This window comes from Rhizobium leguminosarum bv. viciae USDA 2370 (genome assembly GCF_002008365.1).
Taxonomy (GTDB): domain Bacteria; phylum Pseudomonadota; class Alphaproteobacteria; order Rhizobiales; family Rhizobiaceae; genus Rhizobium; species Rhizobium leguminosarum.
The window spans coordinates 40,311-59,839 of sequence record NZ_MRDL01000047.1 but is presented as its reverse complement, the minus strand read 5'-3'; the positions used below and the strand labels follow the sequence as shown (position 1 = coordinate 59,839).

At 62.1% G+C, this 19,529-nt stretch carries 20 protein-coding genes; 9 read left to right on the top strand and 11 right to left on the bottom strand.

Annotated elements, in window-relative coordinates:
- The first annotated feature begins 110 nt into the window (after positions 1–110).
- Together BS629_RS24255 and BS629_RS24250 are read left to right on the top strand one after the other, a co-directional pair.
- On the top strand, positions 111–1,478 hold the full coding sequence (locus BS629_RS24255; RefSeq protein WP_018241175.1) for a TIGR03808 family TAT-translocated repetitive protein: 1,368 nt from the start codon (positions 111–113) through the stop codon (positions 1,476–1,478).
- A gap of 98 nt (positions 1,479–1,576) precedes the next feature.
- A complete protein-coding gene (locus tag BS629_RS24250) occupies positions 1,577–2,242 on the top strand; it encodes a glutathione S-transferase family protein (RefSeq protein ID WP_026188316.1) in 666 nt (221 codons plus the stop codon).
- A 3-nt stretch (positions 2,243–2,245) separates the two neighbouring features.
- Here BS629_RS24250 and BS629_RS24245 read toward each other — a convergent pair whose 3' ends face one another.
- Positions 2,246–3,142, bottom strand: a complete 897-nt coding sequence (locus BS629_RS24245; protein WP_018241173.1) for a LysR substrate-binding domain-containing protein — start codon at positions 3,140–3,142, stop codon at positions 2,246–2,248.
- A 174-nt stretch (positions 3,143–3,316) separates the two neighbouring features.
- Here BS629_RS24245 and BS629_RS24240 point away from each other — a divergent pair, with 174 nt between their 5' ends.
- Complete coding sequence (locus BS629_RS24240; RefSeq protein ID WP_018241171.1) at positions 3,317–3,511, top strand: hypothetical protein; 195 nt, start codon at positions 3,317–3,319, stop codon at positions 3,509–3,511.
- 38 nt (positions 3,512–3,549) lie between these two features.
- Positions 3,550–3,915 (top strand): MmcQ/YjbR family DNA-binding protein, encoded by a 366-nt coding sequence (locus tag BS629_RS24235; protein ID WP_018241170.1) that lies wholly within the window; start codon positions 3,550–3,552, stop codon positions 3,913–3,915.
- Here the strand turns inward: BS629_RS24235 and BS629_RS24230 are convergent.
- Together BS629_RS24230 and BS629_RS24225 are read right to left on the bottom strand one after the other, a co-directional pair.
- The gene (locus BS629_RS24230; RefSeq protein ID WP_018241169.1) at positions 3,900–4,520 is read right to left on the bottom strand and encodes a glutathione S-transferase family protein; all 621 of its coding nucleotides are present in this window, start codon (positions 4,518–4,520) and stop codon (positions 3,900–3,902) included. The two genes, BS629_RS24235 and BS629_RS24230, sit on opposite strands and share 16 nt — an antisense overlap.
- Before the next feature lie 225 nt (positions 4,521–4,745).
- The gene (locus BS629_RS24225) at positions 4,746–5,102 is read right to left on the bottom strand and encodes a hypothetical protein (RefSeq protein ID WP_018241168.1); all 357 of its coding nucleotides are present in this window, start codon (positions 5,100–5,102) and stop codon (positions 4,746–4,748) included.
- A gap of 140 nt (positions 5,103–5,242) precedes the next feature.
- Here BS629_RS24225 and BS629_RS24220 point away from each other — a divergent pair, with 140 nt between their 5' ends.
- Positions 5,243–5,998: a DeoR/GlpR family DNA-binding transcription regulator gene (locus tag BS629_RS24220; RefSeq protein ID WP_018241167.1), complete on the top strand. Its 756-nt coding sequence runs from the start codon at positions 5,243–5,245 to the stop codon at positions 5,996–5,998.
- Here BS629_RS24220 and BS629_RS24215 read toward each other — a convergent pair.
- Positions 5,973–6,713: a hypothetical protein gene (locus tag BS629_RS24215; protein WP_018241166.1), complete on the bottom strand. Its 741-nt coding sequence runs from the start codon at positions 6,711–6,713 to the stop codon at positions 5,973–5,975. The two genes, BS629_RS24220 and BS629_RS24215, sit on opposite strands and share 26 nt — an antisense overlap.
- Positions 6,714–6,823: 110 nt before the next feature.
- A complete protein-coding gene (locus tag BS629_RS24210) occupies positions 6,824–7,849 on the bottom strand; it encodes an asparaginase (protein ID WP_018241165.1) in 1,026 nt (341 codons plus the stop codon).
- Positions 7,850–8,463: 614 nt separating this feature from the next.
- Between BS629_RS24210 and BS629_RS24200 the strand changes: the two genes are divergently transcribed.
- A complete protein-coding gene (locus tag BS629_RS24200) occupies positions 8,464–9,675 on the top strand; it encodes an MFS transporter (protein WP_018241163.1) in 1,212 nt (403 codons plus the stop codon).
- 28 nt (positions 9,676–9,703) lie between these two features.
- On the opposite strand, the gene BS629_RS24195 is transcribed toward BS629_RS24200, so the two are convergent.
- Positions 9,704–10,327, bottom strand: coding sequence for a helix-turn-helix transcriptional regulator (locus BS629_RS24195; protein ID WP_032981646.1), 624 nt, complete (start codon positions 10,325–10,327; stop codon positions 9,704–9,706).
- 101 nt (positions 10,328–10,428) lie between these two features.
- Here BS629_RS24195 and BS629_RS24190 point away from each other — a divergent pair, with 101 nt between their 5' ends.
- The gene (locus BS629_RS24190; protein WP_018241161.1) at positions 10,429–11,856 is read left to right on the top strand and encodes an MFS transporter; all 1,428 of its coding nucleotides are present in this window, start codon (positions 10,429–10,431) and stop codon (positions 11,854–11,856) included.
- Positions 11,857–12,130: 274 nt separating this feature from the next.
- Here BS629_RS24190 and BS629_RS24185 read toward each other — a convergent pair whose 3' ends face one another.
- The 5 genes from BS629_RS24185 to BS629_RS24165 all read right to left on the bottom strand — a co-directional run bounded on the left by BS629_RS24185 (position 12,131) and on the right by BS629_RS24165 (position 17,214).
- Positions 12,131–12,910 (bottom strand): class I SAM-dependent methyltransferase, encoded by a 780-nt coding sequence (locus BS629_RS24185; RefSeq protein WP_018241160.1) that lies wholly within the window; start codon positions 12,908–12,910, stop codon positions 12,131–12,133.
- A 162-nt stretch (positions 12,911–13,072) separates the two neighbouring features.
- Positions 13,073–14,068, bottom strand: coding sequence for an NAD(P)H-quinone oxidoreductase (locus tag BS629_RS24180; RefSeq protein WP_018241159.1), 996 nt, complete (start codon positions 14,066–14,068; stop codon positions 13,073–13,075).
- A gap of 175 nt (positions 14,069–14,243) precedes the next feature.
- A complete protein-coding gene (locus BS629_RS24175; protein ID WP_026188314.1) occupies positions 14,244–16,067 on the bottom strand; it encodes a bifunctional diguanylate cyclase/phosphodiesterase in 1,824 nt (607 codons plus the stop codon).
- Between the two features lie 159 nt (positions 16,068–16,226).
- Positions 16,227–16,466, bottom strand: a complete 240-nt coding sequence (locus BS629_RS24170) for a ribbon-helix-helix domain-containing protein (RefSeq protein ID WP_018241158.1) — start codon at positions 16,464–16,466, stop codon at positions 16,227–16,229.
- Between the two features lie 193 nt (positions 16,467–16,659).
- A complete protein-coding gene (locus tag BS629_RS24165; protein WP_018241157.1) occupies positions 16,660–17,214 on the bottom strand; it encodes an HdeD family acid-resistance protein in 555 nt (184 codons plus the stop codon).
- 152 nt (positions 17,215–17,366) lie between these two features.
- On the opposite strand from BS629_RS24165, the gene betI reads away from it, so the two are divergent.
- Positions 17,367–17,993, top strand: coding sequence for a transcriptional regulator BetI (betI, locus tag BS629_RS24160; RefSeq protein ID WP_032981483.1), 627 nt, complete (start codon positions 17,367–17,369; stop codon positions 17,991–17,993).
- Positions 17,990–19,453 carry a betaine-aldehyde dehydrogenase gene (betB, locus tag BS629_RS24155; RefSeq protein WP_018241156.1) on the top strand — a complete coding sequence of 488 codons (1,464 nt, stop codon included), beginning with the start codon at positions 17,990–17,992 and terminating at the stop codon, positions 19,451–19,453. Before betI ends, betB begins: the two co-directional genes overlap by 4 nt.
- Positions 19,454–19,529: the final 76 nt, after the last annotated feature.

Sequence of the window (19,529 nt, the reverse complement as noted above, 5' to 3'; positions counted from 1 at the left end):
CGCTCGCCACGACGGCAATTTCGCCCGCCTTTGCCAAGCTTGTGCCAAAAGAATACATGCCCGCCTGGCACGTTTCCTGCTACGGGCGCGTTATGACAAGTGATCTCCGGATGCGCTCACGCCGCGACATGCTTTTATTCCTCGCGGCCTCGGCCGTTGCGGGAGGGGCATCACGCGCCGTCGCCTCGCCGCTGACGGCGGCCGCTCAGCCCGACCTGCGTGGGGCAATCGACGCGGTGGAATATCGCGCCATTCCCGAAAGTGGCGACCGCAAGACACGCAACCTTGAGCAGATGATCAAACAGGCGGCGCGCGAGAACGTGCCGGTGTTCCTGCCGCCCGGCACCTACCGGGTCTCCAACCTCACCTTGCCCGACAATACCCGCATCACTGGCGTGCCTGGCGCTTCACGGATCGTCTATACCGGCGACGGCCACCTGTTTTCGGCCGAGAACGTGCGGCGGATCGAGCTTTCCAATCTCGTCATCGACGGCGGCAACCGCTGGCTTGGCGACGATGCCGGCGGGCTGTTGCAATTTACCGGCGTCGACGAGGTGCTGATCGACAATTGCGAGATCGGCGGCAGCCGCAAACATGGCCTGCAGCTGGAGCGCTGCGGCGGCAGGATCGAGCGCAGTCACATTTCGGGGGCTGCCCAATCCGGACTTTACGCGGTGGATTCCACCAACCTTTCGGTCACCGGCAATACGATCTCGGATTGCGGCAATGGCGGCATCCTAGTGCATCGCTGGAAGAAGGCGGAGGACGGCACGGTTGTCTCCGGCAACCGCATTTCCAACATCCGCGCCAATGACGGCGGCACCGGCCAAAACGGCAACGGCATCAATATTTTCCGCGCCAACGGGGTGATGGTGGCGAACAACCACATCTCCGACTGCGCCTTTACGGCGATCCGCGCCAATTCGGCTTCGGATATCCAGATCAGTAGCAACCAGTGCCGGCGCTCCGGTGAGACGGCGATCTATGTCGAATTCGCCTTCGAAGGCGCCGTCGTTTCCGCCAACATGATCGACGGGGCGGCAAACGGCATCTCGATCGCCAATTTCGACGAGGGCGGCCGGCTGGCGAGCGTTACCGGCAATGTCGTGCGCAACCTGACGTTGAAAGGTCCCTACCAGCACGAGGTCGGTTTCGGCATCGGCATCGCGGCGGAGGCCGACACGCTGATTTCAGGCAATGTGATCGAGGGCGCGCCGCGCTGGGGGCTGCAGATCGGCTGGGGTCCCTATCTGCGCAACGTCGTTGTGACAGGCAATGTGGTGCGCAAGGCCCCGGTCGGTTGCGCCGTCTCGGTCGCCGACGGCGCCGGGACCGCGGTCATCACCGACAACATCTTCCAGGAGATCACCGAAGGCGCGGTTTTAGGCTTCCAGTGGGAGAAGAAGGTGTCCGGCGAGATGGCAGGCGGCGGCTCGCCCTATGCGCAGCTGACCGTGGAGCGAAACCGTATCTCCTGAAGGCCATCAAAAGCTTTCATCATCCCATCAGCCACAAGGACTTTTCCCACGCCGATCCGGCATTTACGGTCTCTCGGACACATCGAGGGGATATGGACATGCTGACAATCTACGGAGTCTATCGATCGCGCGCCTCACGCGTCTACTGGATGGCGGAGGAACTCGGGCTCGAATTCCGCTCGGTGCCGGTGCTGCAGGCAAGGCGGCTCGCAGATCCGCTATCTCAGGATGCGCCACTCAACACGCATTCGCCTGAATTCATTGCCGTCAACCCGATGGCCCAGATCCCCAGCATTCGGGATGGCGACCTCGTCATGCACGAGTCGCTGGCGATCAATCTTTACCTCGCCCGTAAACATGGCGGACCGCTTTCCGGCCAAACCGTCGAAGAAGACGGATTGCTGACGATGTGGACGATCTGGGCGGCTGCGGAGGTCGAACCGCACACGGTGAAGATCGTACTCACCTATGATAACGGGCTTGAAAACAGCGAAGGTGGCCAACAGACGATCGCGGTTGCCTGCCGCTCGCTGCGCAGGCCGCTGGCGGTTCTCGAAGGCCACCTCGCCGGCCGGCAATGGATCGTCGGCGACCGTTTCACCGTTGCCGATCTCAACATCGCCGAGGTGCTGCGCTACGCCCAGAGCGAAGAGGCGCTTTTCCAGGCGCATCCGAATATCAAAGCCTGGATCGAGCGCTGCCAGTCCCGCCCAGCTTACAAGGCCATGCAGGCGACCCGCGGCAAGGAGCCGATCGAAATTTGAGGACTACTGGAAAAGTGTGAGCGTGCCGGCCATTTCCTCACGGATCCAGGCCTTGAAATCCTTGACCTTCTTTGGCTCGCGCGTGCCTTCGGCGGTGACGAAGTAGTGGCCGAAGCCGGTCGGCGCGCGAATGCCGAAGGGGGCGGCGAGCCGGCCTTCGGCGAGCGCAAAGGCGGCAAGGGTCTGCCAGGCCAGCATGACGCCCTGCCCTGCAATCGCCGCATCGAGGCAGAGCGAGGCGTCGTTGAAGACGTGACGGGTCGAAAGCGTAGCACCTGATAGTCCGACCTCGCGCATCCAGACCTCCCAGGTGAACATGGCATGGCCATCGATGATGGCAGGCAGTTCGAGAATATCGGCAGGCTCTTTCAATTTTGCCGCCATCTCGGGCGAACAGACGGGAAAGACCTCCTGCTCCAACAGCAGCTCTGCCTTCACGTCCGGCCATTTGCCGGTGCCGACGCGGATACCGATATCGACGTCGCAGAGGGCCGGATTGACGAGATTGGTGGTTGCATCCAGCCGCAGCTTGATGTCGGGATGGCGCTCGGCGAAGCGATCCAGCCGGCAGACCAGCCAGCGGGCGGCGAAAACCGGCGCCACCGAGATGGTCAGGATGGTATCGTCCTTGCGGCTGGCGATCGACACCGCCGCCGAAAGACGGGCGAACCCCTCGCCGAGCGCCAGAAGCACCGGCCGGCCGGCTTCGGTGGCGATCATGCCCCTGGCGGTGCGCTCGAAGATCACCTGACCAAGCTGGGCTTCTGCCTTGATCACCTGCTGGCTGACGGCGCCAACCGAGACGCCGAGTTCGTCGGCGGCGGCCTGGAGCGAGCCGAGACGACCGACGGCCTCCAGCGCGCGCAAGCCGTTGAGATGGACCATATTCAAGTTCTTCATATAGTTTTTCTATAGCGGCGCCGCATTAATCTCAATTGAAAATCTACCTGTTGAGGCCGACATTGCAAGCACAGGCAATCCATTCGAACGCAGGACGCGAGCGGATGGGATGGCTCAGCAGGCGCCAGCCGCCATTGATCATCCTTCTGCGCTACTGAGAAAGCGAGGCATGCCATGTCTTTGTTGAAGTTTTTCTTCACCCCTGTTCGGCAGGTGGCAAGCGCGGAAATTGCCCCAGCTTGGAAGGATGATCCGCTGCGGCATCCCGAGGTCGAGCGCATGTCGATGCGCGAAATCGCCGATCTGCCGCTTGGGATGCCGGCCGGCTTTCAGGCAGAGGGCAAGCCGCCGCTGGCGAAATGCGCGTGAAGATATGGTAGGTTCGCCCTAACCGAAAGGGCGGAGCAATGGCCGACGACGTCGATGCGATCTTCGAACGCCTGAAGCGGCTGGCGGCGGAAGCCGGCCTGCCTGATGTCGAGGAGAGCACCTCCTATGGCAATCCAGCGCTGAAGGTCGGCGGCAAGAGTTTTGTCGCGGTGAAGAATGCCGAGACGATCGTGATCTCGATTTCGCTCGACGACAAGGATCACCTGCTGGAAATGGCGCCTGACGTCTATTTTCAAACCGATCATTATGTCGGCTGGCCGCATCTGCCGGTGCGCGCCGCCGTGATCGGCGACGAGGAACTGCGGTTGCGACTGATCGGCGCCTGGCTGTTCCGGGCGCCGAAGAAGCTTGCCGCAGGTTTTAACGGTCAGGCCCGGTCGTAGGCCAGCGCCCGCTGGACGGCGGGGCGCAGCAGCATGCGGGCGTGGTGGTCGCTCGCCTTTTCGAAGCGGGCGGGATCGACGCCGTCCGATGGCAGCCAGTCGGTCATGACGAAGAGATAGGGATCGGCGAGCGAATAGGCCTCGCCCATCACCCATGGGCCTTCGAACATCGTCTGCTCGATCAGCGTGAAACAATCGGCCATATTCTCAGGCACCTTCGCCTTCATCGCCTCGATTGCCGCCGGCTCGTCGGCCCAGCGGGAGCCGCGCGGGCGATGGGCATGGTTCACATGCACGGTCGAACAGATATAACTGTTAAAGGACTGGAGCCTGGCAAATTCGAAAGGATCGTCGAGCGGCGCCAGCTTGGCGGCCGGCGCGCTCTGAGCGATATAAGCCAGGATCGCCGGCGTTTCCGTCAGCACGCCATAATCGGTGACCAGTGCCGGCACCCGGCCCTTCGGGTTGATTTTCAGATAGTCCGGCGAACGCTGCTCGCCATCGCGGATGCTGATCTTCTTTACTTCGAAGGCCAGGCCGGATTCTTCCAGGGCAATAAGGCTTGCGAGCGCGCAGGTTCCCGGCGCGTAATACAGTGTCAGCATGGTTCTCGACTCCCTTTCGGCAAGGGTTATAGCGTAGCGGTCGGTGCGCCGGAACTGGGGAGATTGGGTTTTGATCGTCCATCGGGACAAGGTGGGTGCGAGTGTGAGGACATGATAGGTGTGCCGTGTGGCCCCCTCATCCGACGGGTCGGTTGAGGGGGTGAGCGATACAGCTGCGAATGCGCTGAGTGTAGCGAAGGGCAAAGCGCGGGCGCAGCAATCCGCTCAGCCGCAGCCCGGCACGTCTTCCAGGCGGTTCCAGACCGGAATGCCGCGTTCCCTGGCGATGCGCACGTCGTTATCAGCTCCCTTGGAATCGCCGGGCAGGCGCAGCACGCCTTCGCAGAGCTGCAGCAGCCGGCCGGCGACCGGGTGGAAGATCTCTTCGTAGAGCGCATCGCCGACCGACCGGCCGCCGGCGGCGTGCCAGATCGGCAGCGCCACCCATTCGCCGATCATCGGCACGTGGCCGGCTTCAAACAGCGCGTGTGAGGGTTCTTCCAGCCGCTTCAGGTTGGCGGCCATCTTTTCCGGGTCGTCGCCCGTTCCGGACCGATAGGGCCCGGCAATCAAAATCAACATGATCCACTCCTTCGCTCCGCATCTGCGTGAGCACTCCCGGCCTCATGCACGGGATTTCGCGAAAATGCACGATATTTCTTGAATGTCGAGTCATTTCGTGCAATATCGGGCTATTATGTTTAATTTCGTGCAGAGAGACGATGCTGACAACGCAACGCAAGACCCTCATTCTCGACATCCTGCGCCGTGACGGCCAGGTGATCGCCAAGCGCGTCGCCGAGGATTTCGCCCTTTCGGAGGACACGATCCGGCGGGACCTCAGGGAAATGGCAGCGGAAGGGCTGCTGAAACGGGTGCATGGCGGGGCGATGCCGCTGGCGCCTGACCTGCCTGACTTCACCGCCCGGCGCAGCGTGTCGTCACAGATCAAGGCACGGCTGGGAGCAGCGGCGGCGGCGATGGTCAAGCCCGGTCAGATGATCTTCCTCGACGGCGGCACGACCACGGCGGAGATCGCCCGGCATTTGCCGCGCGACATGCCGCTGACGGTTGCGACCCACAGCCCGACGATCGCCGCCGAGCTGGAACACCACCCGACAGCCGAGGTGATCCTGACCGGCGGACGGCTCTACAAACATTCGATGGTGGCGACGGGCGCAGCGGCGGCAGCGGCGATCTCGCAGCTTCGCCCCGACCTCTTCTTCCTCGGGGTGACGGCGGCGCATCCGGTGCACGGGCTTTCCACCGGCGATTTCGAGGAAGCGGCGATCAAGCGGCACATTGCCCGCTGCTCGGCCGAAACGCATGTGCTGCTGACTGAGGAGAAGTTCGACCTCGTCTCGCCCTGCCCGGTGCTTGGCATTTCCGAGGTGGCGGGGCTGATCGTGCCCATGGAGGTGACCGCCGAACGGCTGAAACCCTATCGCGATCTCAACGGCGCAATCGCCGCAGCATGATGGTGCTGCGGGAGGGCTGCGGTGCTGCAGCATGCGGCAAGAGACTTGCGGCAAGGGCCGCGATGAAGGCCGCCAACACGGCATAGGCCGGCGCCATGCTGCCGGTTCCAATGGTGAGCACCGTCTGCAGATATGGCTGCGCCAACGCGATGACGATGGAAAGTGCCGGCATGTCAAGCAGGGTCCCGGCGATCCGCGAGAGTTCCGGCATGAAGGCTGCGCCAGCAAGCGCGCCGTAAACCGCCGTCAGGCGGAGTGTAAGGCGCAACGGCACCGAGGCTGCAAGCGGCAGCATGTCGCCATCCTCGAGGGCAAACATGAGATAGGCTGCGAAAGCCGCCAGAAACAGGAAGGCGACGGGCAGTGCGGCCAGGGTAGCGGATTGCGTCAGCGCCGCCGCATCCGCCGCCAGGAAGAGCAGGATCGGCGTGGAAGCGACGAACCAGATGGCGACGATCGGCCCCCAGAACCAGATGAGCGAGAGAGCGTGAAGACGGAGCAGCGTCGCCATGAAGAGCACGCCGATCGCGGTCCAGATGCAGGCGGGTTTGAGCACGCCCGATATCAGCCGCAGGGCCGGCTCGCAGGTCCCGGCCATCTCGCCGCAGCCGGACAGCTGGATCGTGAGCCAGGTGATATAATCGAGGCTCAACGTAGCGAACATGAAGATGCCGATGCCCATCAGCATCCACCAGAGATAGCGGCCTGCAAACATGCCCTGCCCTCACGGCTTCCAGGACTGTGCTCACGTCGCCGCGAAAGGGTGCATCCGCGATCGCAGGACGTACCCCTTTTATATTAGGCAATTCTTATTTTTCTAATAACTTATGTAAGCAAGCTCGACTCATCCGCCAAGGCGGAAGTAACCCTGACATCGCCGACATGGATGCCGTTCCAATTGCGCATTGGCTTCGTGGTATGGGCGATCAGGGCCGCATGCACCTCGCTCTCCGTCTCGAAGAAGCGGGCGAGGGTCGCCGCCACCATGGCTTCGGCGGCGCGGGTCGTGCCATCCTCGCATTTCAGCGCGATGGCAATGCCCTTTTCCGGGATGGCGGCGCAGAAGACGCCTTCGGCGCCTGTTTTGCAGAAGATACGGCCGGGGGCGATCTGCATCAGTTCCGTGCAGGCGCGGCCGGAGCCCGCGACATAGAAGGGCTCGGCCATGCAGGCCTCGATCAGTCGGCGGGAGGCCTTGGCGCGCAGCGGTTCGAGGCCGGTGCCGGTCGCCATTTTCGCAAAACCGTGGGCAAGGCTCTTGAGCGGCACGGCATAGGTCGGAATCGAGCAGCCGTCGGTGCCGCAGCTCTCGGCGCCGAGCACGGCGCCGGTCAGGCTTTCCATCGCCGCGCGGATCTCGACCTGCAGCGGGTGCTGATAGCCGACATAGCCCTTCGGATCGAGGTCCTGATGACAGCACGCGCAGATGAAGCCGGCATGTTTTCCCGAGCAATTGTTGTGCAGCGCGTTCGGTGCCTCGAGCGTGCGGGCCTGATGGATCAGGGTCTTCTGATGGAACGACCAGTGGGCGCCGCATTCCAGCGCCTCGGCGTCGCGACCGGCGCGCGACAGCATGGAAGCGGCCAGCGCCACATGCTCGTCCTCGCCACTATGCGAGGCGCAGGCCAGCGCCAATTCCTTGTCGCCGAAGCCATAGGCATCGGCCGCACCACTTTCGACCAGCGGCAGCGCCTGCATCGCCTTGCAGGACGAGCGCGGGAAGATGGCCGCCTCGATGTCGCCCAGCGAGAAGACAAGTTTGCCATCGCCATCGACCACAGCCACCGCGCCGCGATGGCGACTTTCGACGAGCAGGCCGCGAGTGACTTCGACGGTGACGGGATTGGTCATGAGCTCTCATCCGGATGCTGGCGGGGTTGCGCAGTCCATAACGCGTCACGCGGCGAAAGCCAACGGGGTTGACGTGGCGTCGGGGTTTAGGCGGCTGCGCGGGTGCCTGCTGATAGTGCACCGGCTCTATGGGTGGCTGGACATCACCGCATATTCCGCCGTCCCAGCCCTTGAGTTTAGACGGCTCGAGACGTTATGCCTTGCAACCCAATTCACAATCCGAGGAATTGTTTTGCAATCGGGCACATCTATCACCGAGTCCACGTTGTTGGCACTTTTCACGATTGTCTCTCTGAGCTTGGCGTGTTGGTTGGCACGCCAGCCCGCAAAGACGAGCGTCGGAATCACCCTTGGAGTCCTTCTTGGGCTGGTGTTGATATACACCACCTCAGCGCTCGTCGCTTTTTTGGCAAATGTTCTTCCCTTCGGGCAAATCGACTTCTGGCTCTCGAATTTGGTCGCGAAATTCTGAAATAGGCATTCAGCCCCCTTGCAGGCTTGGACGCGAGCACATCGTCCAAACATTCATCACAAAAATTGACGGAGACGATCTAAAACTATCGTTTCTCTGATAGGTCCGATGCAGCTAAGAGTGGTGCATCAGGAACCGCCCCATGCCATCCACCTTTTCCTTGATCCTTCGCGACAACAGGATCCGTATTCCGACCGTGACACTCGTCGCGCTCGCCTTCACCTATGCTTCGACCGCGCCCTACCAGTCGATCATCGGGATCAATGAACTCGGCTTGAGCAATGGCGCCTATTCGGCGCTGGTGTTCTTCTCGGCAATCGTCAACGTGACGACGAGCCTGACGCTCGGCATCTGGTCGGACAGGCTGAAAGAGCGCCGGCCGCTGGTGCTGGGGCTTTGCGTCGCCGGCATGCTCGGCTTCGGGTCGATCGCGATCATTCATAGCCCCGTGGTCTTCATCTTCTCCACGCTGTTGCTGGTGCCGATGAGCAATTCCACCTATTCGCTGCTGTTCGCCAGCCTGCGCGCCAGGACCAATCAAATGGACCGTGGCCAGGGGGCGGCGATCACCGCAACGGTGCGAGCGCTGTTTTCCGGCTCATGGGCGCTGGCGCCGGGGTTGATCGGCCTCTATCTCGTCAGTTCGCCGTCGATGACGCCGGCCTATGGGATCGCGGCATTGGCAAGCTGCACCTGCTTCTGCCTGTATTTCTTCTTCGCACCCCGAAATGGCGCCGCCGGCCCTGCCCCCGATCACGCCGGATTCTTTGCTTCGCTGAAACGGATTTTTGTGCCGCACGTGCTGTCGCGCGTTATCGTCATGGCGATGCTGTTCGGGCTGCAGCGGCTGAACAGCATGCTCTTGCCGCTGATCATCACCCATGCGGCCGGCGGCACCGTCGTCGATGTCGGCTTCATGGCAGGTTTGACGGCGCTGCTCGAGATGCCGTTCATGATGATGTGGGGCTTTGCGCAGCGCCACTTCCGGACCGTGCATGTGCTCGCCTTCGGCGCGCTGATCTACTGCGCCTATCTGCTACTGCTTGGTTTTGCTTCCGCGCCCTGGCACATCTATGCACTACTCCTCCTCAATGCCTGCGGGGCGGCAGCGATCCTCAGCGTGCCGATCACCTATCTGCAGGACCTGATCGCGGACCGACCGGGGCTTGGAACCTCGCTGATCTCGCTGAACACGTTCATTGGGACCGGCATCAGCGCCGGCCTCTTCGCTTTCGGCACCGCGATCACCGATTATTCCGGCACCGCCTTTGTCGGCGCGGCCGCGGGTCTCGCATCGATCGGAGTGCTGCTCTATCTCGAAAGCAACTGGCGGCAGGCGCGGCAGCCGGCGTGAAGCGCCAGCCGGTTGCGAGCGATATCGGTCAACGCGGCATGATGCGGTAGGCGCAGCGGCGGGCGCCGGCGAGGATGTGTTCGCTGCGCTCGATATCGGCGCCGAGGACGGCGCGGAAGGTTTCGAGTTCGGAGCGGCAGAAGCCGGCGCAGACGGTAGCGGCGGCGCAGATCGGGCAGTGGTTTTCGACCAGCATGAAGGAGCCATCCGCCTCCTGCCAGTGATCGGCCATATAGCCCTCGCGGGTGCGGATGCCGGCAAGGCCTTCGATGCGCGAGGCAAGGTCATGCGCCTCGCCGAGTTCCTGCCGATAGCGCTGCAGCGTCTCGGCCTCGCGGGCGGAGATGACGGTATCGAGGGCTGCGGCCCCGAGCTGTTCGACCAGCGTGCCAAGGAGATTTGCCGTCAGCTCGGCATGGCCATCCGGGAATTGGCGGTTGCCGCTGGCCGTGAGGTGCCAGAGCTGGCGCGGCCGGCCCCTGCCCGCGGCGGCAACGGTGACCGGTTCCACCAGCCCCTCCTCCGCCATCTTCGACAGCTGCTGCCGGGCGGCTTCGCCTGATATGCCGAGCGCATCGCCGATCGCGGCGGCAAGCTGCGGGCCATCGGTCTTTATCAGGATCAGGATCCGGTTGGCTGGGGACTGGCGCATATTTTCCAAGTCAAGTCTTGTTTTAATCGAAGCGGCATGCAATTTTCCAATTTATAACTTGGAAAATAATCCTTCGCCAGTAAAAATCTCGGGGTCCTCCCATGTCGAATATCGACCAGACCGCAGCCGTCTCGAATTCCAGCTCGGTCTTCCGCCTGTTCCTGCCCGAGCACCTGCCGGCAACGCTGATGCTGGCCGGCGGCGTGACGCTTTATGCTGTGGAGAGTTACATCATGGCGACGATCGCGCCTTCGATCGTGCGCGATATCGGCGGGCTCGCGCTGTTTTCCTGGGTCACCAGCCTGTTCGTCGCCGCCGCCGTGCTCGGCTCGATCTTCGTCGCCATGCGGCCGCGCGGCATCGGGCTTCGATCCGTCTATGTGATCGCGGCACTGGTCTTCGGCGTCGGCAGCCTGATTGCCGCAGCCGCACCGTCGATGCCGGTGGTGCTGATCGGACGCGCGGTGCAGGGTCTGGGAACTGGGGCGCTGGCCGCGCTCGGCTATGCCTTCATCCGCTTCGTCTATCCCGAGCCACTCTGGCCGAAGGCCTCGACGCTCTATGCGGCGATCTGGGGCGTGGCGACCGTCATCGGACCGACGCTCGGCGGCTTCTTTTCTTCGGGCCACGCCTGGCGCTACGCTTTCATCGTGCTCGTGCCGCTCGGGCTGTTGATGGCGTTCCTGGCGCCACGGCTTCTGCCCGAGGTCGAGGACGACCGCGAGCAGGAGAAGACTCCGGTTGCCCAGATCGGACTGCTGCTTGCGGCCGTGCTGATGGTGAGTGCGGCCGGCGCGATCGAGACAACAGGCGCGAAAGCGGCGCTGATTGCGGCCTCGGTCATCGCGGTGGCAACCATGCTTCTCATCGAGCGGAAGAGCCCGAACCGGCTCTTGCCGTCCGGCGCCGTCAGCCTTTCCCAGCCGATTTCCCGGGTCTACCTGGCGATGCTCGCCATGACCGTCGTCCTCGTCAGCGACGTCTTCATTCCCTATTTCCTGCAGACCCTGCATGGGGTGGCGCCACTCCTATCGGGTTATCTCGTCGCGCTCGTCGCCCTCGGCTGGACGTTTGCGGCCTTCCTCAGTGGCTCTTGGACCGGCAGGCAGGCTTACCGGGCAATCGTCATTGGTGCCCTTATCGAGGCGGCGGCGACCGCTTCGCTCGCGATTTTCCTCGCGAGCGACAATCCGGAGGGGCATATGCTTCTCATCGTCCCGGCGGCGATCGGCATGTTGATGATGGGCTTCGGCATCGGTCTCGGCTGGGCGCATCTGGTCGCCATGGTCCTGAGGCTTGTTGCCGACAACGAGCAGGACAAGGCCTCTTCGGCGATCCCGACGATGAGTTCGCTCGGCGGCGCCTTCGGTGCGGCCTTCTCGGGCGTCATCGCCAATGGCGCCGGCCTCGTCGATCCGGGCGGCGTTGCAGGCAGCATCTCGGCGGCCCACTGGCTCTATGTCGCGATGGCGCTGCCCGGCATCGTCGCGATTGTGGCGGCGATGACGCTGAGAGACAGCCGAAATTGAAAAAGGCGCCTCGGGTTCGGGGCGCCTTTTCATAACTGAATGCTTGCTGCGCTCTTAGAACAGGATGATTTAGGCCCTATCGGCCTAAGGTCCGAATCCTGTTCTCAATTCAAGAGTTAGAGCATGATGTCGTCCGAAAACCACTCACACTGTTCTGACGACATTATGCTCTAAAGCGCGTCGCATCAAATTTGATTCATGCAACACGCTTTAGCTCTTTGTTTTTATGCATGTCGTTGTCCCGGAACCGCTGCACACTTCCGGGCGACATGCATTAGGCGACGTTGCGCTCCGGTTCCGGCTCCTGCTGGACGGCCTGCTGCTTCACGCCGAGATAGAGGACGGAGCTGCGGCCGATGCCATAGGTATCGCAGACCTCGGGCGTCAGGAATTCGGTGACCGGAACTTGCTGCACCGCCAAACCGGCGCGCTGGATCACATCGATGAACCCGGACCTTGAGAAGAGGCGCACATGGTCGTCTTGGCCGAAATGCGCCCAGCGGCCTTCCGGCGTCGTCACTTCGGGATTTTCATAGTTGTCCTCGATCGACAGGCAGATCGGCGCCATCAGGATGGCGATGCTGTGTTCCTTGAGAACACGCCGGATTTCGGCGGTGGCACGCACCGGATCCTCGACATGTTCGAGCACATGGGAGCAAAGCACGAAGTCGAAGCTCTCGTCGGCGTAGGGCAGGTTGTGGATATCAGCTTTGTCGTCTGCCTCGGGCATATACATGTCGCAGCTGCGGTAGAAGATATGCGGGTGGCTCTTGAGCCAGAAGCTCAAGGCCCGTCCCGGCGCAATGTCCAGGAATCGGAAGGGGTGCGCCTGGTTGAGGCGCTGGAACACTGGCGTCAGGAACAGCGCGTAGAGCCTGTCGCGATCGGACGAATGACAATTGGGGCAGCTATAGGCCTGATGGTTGATCGTCTCGAATTCATCGACGCGATAGGGAAAGCCGTGCTCGACCGCCTTGTCGATGTAGTAGCGCGGAAGCGGTATGAAATGCGGAATTCTGCTGCGGCAGATGGGGCAGGCGTGGAATAGAGCCATTGCATTCCTCGTAGGGACCGTACAATGCGCAAGCAACACCACATCAAGATGCGCAGTTTCGGGGCCGGGTTTCGATCAGACGACTGTTCAACGACCCGGGGAGACTCACAAACGGCCAGGATCAGCTTCACCTTGCGCACAAATGCTGGTCCGAAGCTGACCTCAGACGGTGAGCATGACCTTGCCGACATGGCTGCCGTCTTCCAGCAGCCGGTGGGCTTCGATAACCTCTTCGAAGGCAAAGACCTTGTGGATGACGGGCGCAACGGTGCCGGCTTCCAGCAGCGGCCAGACCTCGGAGAGCAAGTCGTCGCGGATGGCGCGTTTTTCTTCTGCCGTGCGCGGCCGCATGGTGGAGCCGGTGACCGTCAGCCGCTTGACCATGATCGGCGAGAGATTGACCTTTTCGGCGATCGCGCCGCCGAGGAAGGCGATGATCGACAGGCAGCCGTCCTGGGCCAACGAGCCGATGTTGCGCTCGAAATAGGAGGCGCCGATCATGTCGAGGATGATATCGACGCCGTGGCCGGTCTCGGCCTTGATCACCTCGGCGAAATCCTCGGTCCTGTAGTTGATCGCGCGTTTGGCGCCGAGCCTCTCGCAGGCCTCGCATTTCTCCTTCGAACCCGCCGTCGCGTAGACTTCAGCGCCGAAGGCGCGGGCGAGCTGGATCGCCGTCGTGCCGATGCCGCTGGAGCCGCCATGGATCAGCACCGTTTCGCCTTCCGTCAGCCCGGCCATCTGGAAGAGATTGGCCCAGACGGTGAAGAAGGTCTCAGGCAAAGCGGCCGCCTTTACCGCGTCATAGCCCTTGGGAAAGGGCAGGATCTGGCCTGCCGGCAGCAGGCAATATTCGGCATAGGCGCCACCATTGGCGAGCCCGCAGACCTTGTCGCCGACGCCATAGCCGCTGACGCCGGGGCCGACGGCAACGATTTCGCCTGATAGCTCCAGACCGAGGATCGGGCTCGCATCCTTGGGCGGGGGATAGCTGCCCTGGCGCTGGGCAATATCGGGGCGGTTGACGCCGATCGCCTCGGCGCGCACCAGAACCTGCCCGTCTTGCGGTACGGGAAGCGGTCGCTTGCCGATCGTCATCACCTCGGGCCCGCCGAAGGACGGCAGATCGACGAAACGCATTTCCTGAGGCAATGGCATGACCCGGCTCCTCCCTGGAGCAGTTCAGCTTTTGGTGGAAGTGCGCGGAACCGCTCTGGCTTTTTGTCTAAAACACAGGAAGTAAATCAGCCCCGCAGGCTTGGGAAGACTTGATGTGGCAGAGGCGTCAATTCGCCTCGCCCACTGCATAAGTGCTACAGCGTCCTTTGCGCATCTAAAATGACGCGCGGCGCTGTAGGAGATGGAAGACCAGGCCTCCCTCGCTGTCCTTGGCGGCCGACTTGATGATGGCGATTTCGGCGCTGACGCGGTTGATATCGTCGATGACGAGTCCTTCCGGCAGTTCGATGACGCCGATCGAGCAGCGCATCAGCGGGAACAAAGCTTCGGCGCCGGTGCGGTCGTGACCGAGGATGCGGCCGGCGGCGCGATCCTCGTCGGAATAGAGGTCCCGCACGTCGTCATGGAAATCGCTGATCAGCCGCTCGAGGATTTCCGTCAGCTCTTCCTTGGTCCAGCCGACGACGCCGATGAAGAAATCGTCGCCGCCGACATGGCCGAGGAAATGACGTTCGGCGAAGAAATAGCGGCGCATCAGCGCGGCAAACAGCGAGATCGCGTGGTCGCCGAGATGGAAGCCATAGGCATCGTTGAACGGCTTGAAATTGTCGAAGTCGCAATAGCAGAAGTGGCGAAGCGCATCGCCGTCGCGGCCGGACTGACGCATGAAATCGCGGATGGCACGATTGCCCGGCAGGCCGGTCAGCGGGTTCTGGTCCTGCGCGGTCTTCAGCTGTTTCTCGTTGATGACCTTGATCAGCGACGCGGCGGAGACGACACCGGCATAGCGCATATTGTCGGTCAGGATCAGGCAGTTGCTGCCTTCCATATTGGCGAAGATGGCCATCAGTTGCTCGGCGTCGCTGTCGAGGCCGACGATCGGCGCCATCTCGACGAAATGCGAGATGCCGCGCTCGTACATCTTGTTCTTCAGGAGATCGCGGCCGAAGGGCTGGTAGATATATTCCTTGAGGTGATGCTCGTGGATGATGCCGCGCGGCTCGTCATTGGCGTTCAGGACAGGAAAGAAGGCCTGGCGCGGATTACGCCGGAAGAGTTCGAAGACGCTGTCGATGCTGTCATTCTCATAGACCGTCGGCAGCAGCTCGATCTGCTTGCGGATGAGGATTTCGTCGAGCGACTGGCTGCCCCGCTTGCTCTTGCCGAGCTCCTGCAGGTGCGGGTAGGACGGCGCCAGCTCTGATATATGCGTCGTCGGGCGGGAGATAAACCAGCCCTGGACGAGGTCGACGCCATATTCGCGGCAGGCGATGAATTCGGCCTCGGTCTCGATGCCTTCGGCGATGACGCGCGTGCCGAGCACATGGGCAATGTTGACGATGCTCCTCAAGAGATGGCGCTTGCGGGGGCTGCGGTCGATCTCGGCGACGAAATGGCGGTCGATCTTGAGATAATCGACGGCATAATCGCAGAGCAGCTTTATCTCGCCGTGGCCGACGCCGAAATCGTCGATCGCCAGTTTGAAACCGGCCTTGCGCAGCCTGGAAACGAGGCCGGAAAATTCCGGCACGCTGGTATTGTCGAAACGCTCGGAGAATTCGAAGCAAACGGAAGACGGCGGAATATTCGCCTTGCGCAGATGCTGCAGCAGGCTCTCGACCAGGTGTTCTCCATGCGGGATCAGCCGGACATCGAGATTGAGGAACAGCGTCGAGGTGGAGAAATTCGATAGCGTCGCGAATTTGGCGAGCGCGCGGCTGGCGACCATCTGTTCGAGCTGCAGCAGCTGGCCGGCCTGGTGAGCCTCGTCGAGGATTTCGAGGGGCGTATCATAACCGATGCGTTCCTGGCCGCGCATCAGGGATTCGTAGCCGAAAACCGTGCCGGTGCCGGCCTCGACGATCGGCTGGAAGGCATTCTCGACCACGAGCTTGGCAAGGGTGACGATCTGATCGCTGGCGTAGCGGCGCAGGACATCCGGCGCGACGGTGGCAGCCAAGGACATGCTGGTCTTCATTGTGGGCCGATCTCCACTGTGACTTGTTCTTTTTCGTCCGGAACATGCCGCAGAAGGATCAATGAACTCTTTCGCCAGTGTGAAAGTTTTATGAAACGCGCAAGAGCATCCTGCGCGTTCCGCGTTCATTCAATTTTTCCAATGCAATCAAATCCTTGTTCAGGCGGAGCGACGGCGCTCCGCCTCGTGATCGGCGAACATGTCGGCGACGCATCTGCCGCCGGATGGAGCGCCGTCGTCAAGAATATCGTCCCGGAACTCATTGAGCTTGCGGGCGGTATCCCAGAGGCGGAGCGCCTCGCGGACGACCTCACTGCTCGAGGCATAGCCGCCATTGTCGACGGCGGCGCGGATGCCCGCTGCCTGTTGCGGAGAGATGGAAACGGTGACCATCGGCATGAACTTCCTCCCTTTTCTGATCAGGCAGAACCCTGCCTCTGGGGGACGCATGACCATTTTCAGCATTCTCGGCGATCTCGCCGGTGCCTTGGTGCATTCGCACTCAGACCGTTCACTTGACTTAGGACCGGTCTGTAACCCGTTAAGTCTAATCCCCTGTCATAGTCTTGTCAAAAAAGAACGGTCAGCGGCATCAGTTTCGATTGCGGATGCCGAGGCTGAAGGCAATCATTGTCGAGCCCTGGACGATGAGATCGGCGGCGAGGAACAGGCCGAGGATCCACAGGCTGTTCACCGGCCAGCCGAGCGCGATGACGAAACCGGCAAGAGCGGTGATGACGCCACTTGCGACGATCCAACGCCAGCCCTTGGTGGGCTTCATGCGCATGCCGACCCAGGTGCGGAAGACGCCGGCGATGACCAGTGCGAGCGAGAGAAACAGCGTCAACGCCGCCGAGGTCAGGATCGGATTGACGAAAGCGCAGATGCCGGCAAGCACATAGAGCAGGCCGCTCAGTATCCAGAACAGCACATGATCCCAGCCGCGCACCTGGAAGGCATGGACGAGATAGATCACCCCGCCGAACAGCATCAGCATGCCGACATAATAGACCGAAACGACGGTGGCGAGCATCAGATTGCCGAGCGCGATCAGACCGCAGACGAGCAACAACACGCCGAGGCCGGCAAACCAGATCCATTTCGACTGTAGCGAAGATGTCGGCGTTCCCTCGAAGACATCGGTCATGATGCACCTCCTGAGATTCTGAATATGTTGCAGCAATTTGACAGGGAAAGATCCGCGCCCAGTCAAATCGCGAAAGATTTTTATTGATTGATCAGTCAATCAAAAATAACCTGCCGCTGATTTCAAGGAGTGGTTTGTTGCCGAAAGTCGGAATGGAGCCGGTGCGCCGCAAGGCGCTTGTTGATGCAGCGCTGCGGGTGATCGGCGATCACGGCTCGCTTGCCGTCACCATGTCCGATATCGCCCGGCAGGCCGGCGTGTCGCCAGCCCTGGCGCATCATTATTTCGGCAGCAAGGAACAATTGCTGATCGAGACGATCCGCTCGCTTCTCCGACAACTGCGCAGCGATACGGTGGCGGCACTTAAGGCCGCCAGGACGCCGCGGGCGCGGCTTTCCGCCATCATCCGCGTCAGCTTCCACGCCGACCAGTTCGCGCCGGAGACGATTGCCGCCTGGCTTGCCTTTTACGCCGAAGCGCAGCGCTCGGAAGAGACGCGACGCTTCCTGGTGATCTATGCGCGGCGGCTGCGCTCCAATCTGCTGGCCGACCTCAAGGCGCTGTTGCCAGCTGACGCCGCAGAACGCATCGCCGAAGGCGCTGCGGCGATGATCGACGGGCTTTATATCAGGCAAAGTCTGAAATCCGCGCCGATCGGCATTGAAGCCTCGATCGCGCTGACGGAAGATTATCTGAATGCGCTTTTGGCCACCGCCTCCCCCTCTCCCCGGAGCGAGAAGGGACGACCACATCGAACCACCCAAGGACAAATGACATGAAAGCCCAGCCGAAAGCCTCGCACTTCATCGACGGCGAATATGTCGAGGATACCGACGGCACCGTCATCGAGAGCCTCTATCCCGCGACCGGCGAGGTGATCGCCCGGCTGCATGCCGCAACGCCCGCGATCGTTGAACGGGCGATCGCGGCGGCCAAGCGCGCCCAGCCGGAATGGGCGGCGATGAGCCCGATGGCGCGCGGGCGCATCCTGAAGCGGGCAGCCGACATCATGCGCGAGAGAAACCGGGCGCTTTCCGAACTCGAGACGCTCGACACCGGCAAGCCGATCCAGGAGACTGTTGTCGCTGACCCGACCTCGGGTGCCGATGCCTTCGAATTCTTCGGCGGCATTGCGCCGGCCGGTCTCAACGGTTCGCAGATCCCGCTCGGCCAGGACTTTGCCTATACCAAGCGGGTGCCGCTCGGCGTCTGCGTCGGCATCGGCGCCTGGAACTATCCGCAGCAGATCGCCTGCTGGAAAGCTGCGCCGGCGCTTGTCTGCGGCAATGCCATGGTGTTCAAACCGTCCGAGAACACGCCGCTCGGGGCGCTGAAGATCGCCGAGATCCTGCATGAGGCAGGACTGCCGAAGGGCCTCTTCAATGTGATCCAGGGCGACCGCGACACCGGGCCGCTGCTCGTCAACCATCCCGATGTCGCCAAGGTATCGCTGACCGGATCGGTGCCGACCGGCCGCAGGGTGGCGGCGGCCGCCGCCGGCAACCTCAAGCATGTGACGATGGAACTCGGCGGCAAGTCGCCGCTTGTTGTCTTCGACGATGCCGATCTCGATTCGGCGGTCGGCGGCGCGATGCTCGGCAATTTCTATTCGACGGGGCAAGTCTGCTCGAACGGCACACGCGTCTTCGTGCAGAAGGCTGTTAAGGCCGAATTCCTGAAGCGGCTGAAGGTCCGCACCGAGGCGATGCTGATCGGCGATCCGATGGACGAGGCGACGCAGGTGGGCCCGATGGTTTCCTGGGCGCAGCGCGAGAAGGTGATCTCCTACATCGAGAAGGGCAAGGCCGAGGGCGCAACACTCATTGCCGGCGGCGGCATTCCGAACAACGTCTCCGGCGAGGGTTATTATGTGCAGCCGACGGTGTTTGCCGATGTCACCGACGACATGAGCATCGCCCGCGAGGAGATCTTCGGGCCGGTCATGTCGGTGCTCGATTTCGACGATGAGGACGAGGTGATCGCGCGGGCCAATGCCAGTGAATTCGGCCTTTCCGGCGGCGTCTTTACCGCCGACCTCACCCGCGCCCATCGCGTCGTCGACCGGCTGGAGGCGGGCACGCTCTGGATCAACACTTACAATCTCTGCCCGGTGGAAATCCCCTTCGGCGGCTCGAAACAATCCGGCTTCGGCCGCGAGAATTCGCTGGCCGCGCTGGAGCATTATTCCGAGCTGAAGACGGTTTACGTGGGCATGGGGCCGGTGGTGGCGCCTTATTGAGGAAGTGAAGACCCCTCCCCCTTTTGGGGAGGGGTTTGGGGCGGGGTCTTTGGCACCGTTGCAAAAGAATCTAAGG

What these genes read in the sequence shown, in the direction of transcription:
- BS629_RS24255 (WP_018241175.1), top strand. Translation starts at nt 111, where the DNA reads ATGCGCTCACGCCGCGACATGCTTTTATTCCTCGCGGCCTCGGCCGTT.
- BS629_RS24250 (WP_026188316.1), top strand. Translation starts at nt 1,577, where the DNA reads ATGCTGACAATCTACGGAGTCTATCGATCGCGCGCCTCACGCGTCTAC.
- BS629_RS24245 (WP_018241173.1), bottom strand. Translation starts at nt 3,142, where the DNA reads ATGAAGAACTTGAATATGGTCCATCTCAACGGCTTGCGCGCGCTGGAG.
- BS629_RS24240 (WP_018241171.1), top strand. Translation starts at nt 3,317, where the DNA reads ATGTCTTTGTTGAAGTTTTTCTTCACCCCTGTTCGGCAGGTGGCAAGC.
- BS629_RS24235 (WP_018241170.1), top strand. Translation starts at nt 3,550, where the DNA reads ATGGCCGACGACGTCGATGCGATCTTCGAACGCCTGAAGCGGCTGGCG.
- BS629_RS24230 (WP_018241169.1), bottom strand. Translation starts at nt 4,520, where the DNA reads ATGCTGACACTGTATTACGCGCCGGGAACCTGCGCGCTCGCAAGCCTT.
- BS629_RS24225 (WP_018241168.1), bottom strand. Translation starts at nt 5,102, where the DNA reads ATGTTGATTTTGATTGCCGGGCCCTATCGGTCCGGAACGGGCGACGAC.
- BS629_RS24220 (WP_018241167.1), top strand. Translation starts at nt 5,243, where the DNA reads ATGCTGACAACGCAACGCAAGACCCTCATTCTCGACATCCTGCGCCGT.
- BS629_RS24215 (WP_018241166.1), bottom strand. Translation starts at nt 6,713, where the DNA reads ATGTTTGCAGGCCGCTATCTCTGGTGGATGCTGATGGGCATCGGCATC.
- BS629_RS24210 (WP_018241165.1), bottom strand. Translation starts at nt 7,849, where the DNA reads ATGACCAATCCCGTCACCGTCGAAGTCACTCGCGGCCTGCTCGTCGAA.
- BS629_RS24200 (WP_018241163.1), top strand. Translation starts at nt 8,464, where the DNA reads ATGCCATCCACCTTTTCCTTGATCCTTCGCGACAACAGGATCCGTATT.
- BS629_RS24195 (WP_032981646.1), bottom strand. Translation starts at nt 10,327, where the DNA reads ATGCGCCAGTCCCCAGCCAACCGGATCCTGATCCTGATAAAGACCGAT.
- BS629_RS24190 (WP_018241161.1), top strand. Translation starts at nt 10,429, where the DNA reads ATGTCGAATATCGACCAGACCGCAGCCGTCTCGAATTCCAGCTCGGTC.
- BS629_RS24185 (WP_018241160.1), bottom strand. Translation starts at nt 12,910, where the DNA reads ATGGCTCTATTCCACGCCTGCCCCATCTGCCGCAGCAGAATTCCGCAT.
- BS629_RS24180 (WP_018241159.1), bottom strand. Translation starts at nt 14,068, where the DNA reads ATGCCATTGCCTCAGGAAATGCGTTTCGTCGATCTGCCGTCCTTCGGC.
- BS629_RS24175 (WP_026188314.1), bottom strand. Translation starts at nt 16,067, where the DNA reads ATGAAGACCAGCATGTCCTTGGCTGCCACCGTCGCGCCGGATGTCCTG.
- BS629_RS24170 (WP_018241158.1), bottom strand. Translation starts at nt 16,466, where the DNA reads ATGCCGATGGTCACCGTTTCCATCTCTCCGCAACAGGCAGCGGGCATC.
- BS629_RS24165 (WP_018241157.1), bottom strand. Translation starts at nt 17,214, where the DNA reads ATGACCGATGTCTTCGAGGGAACGCCGACATCTTCGCTACAGTCGAAA.
- betI (WP_032981483.1), top strand. Translation starts at nt 17,367, where the DNA reads ATGGAGCCGGTGCGCCGCAAGGCGCTTGTTGATGCAGCGCTGCGGGTG.
- betB (WP_018241156.1), top strand. Translation starts at nt 17,990, where the DNA reads ATGAAAGCCCAGCCGAAAGCCTCGCACTTCATCGACGGCGAATATGTC.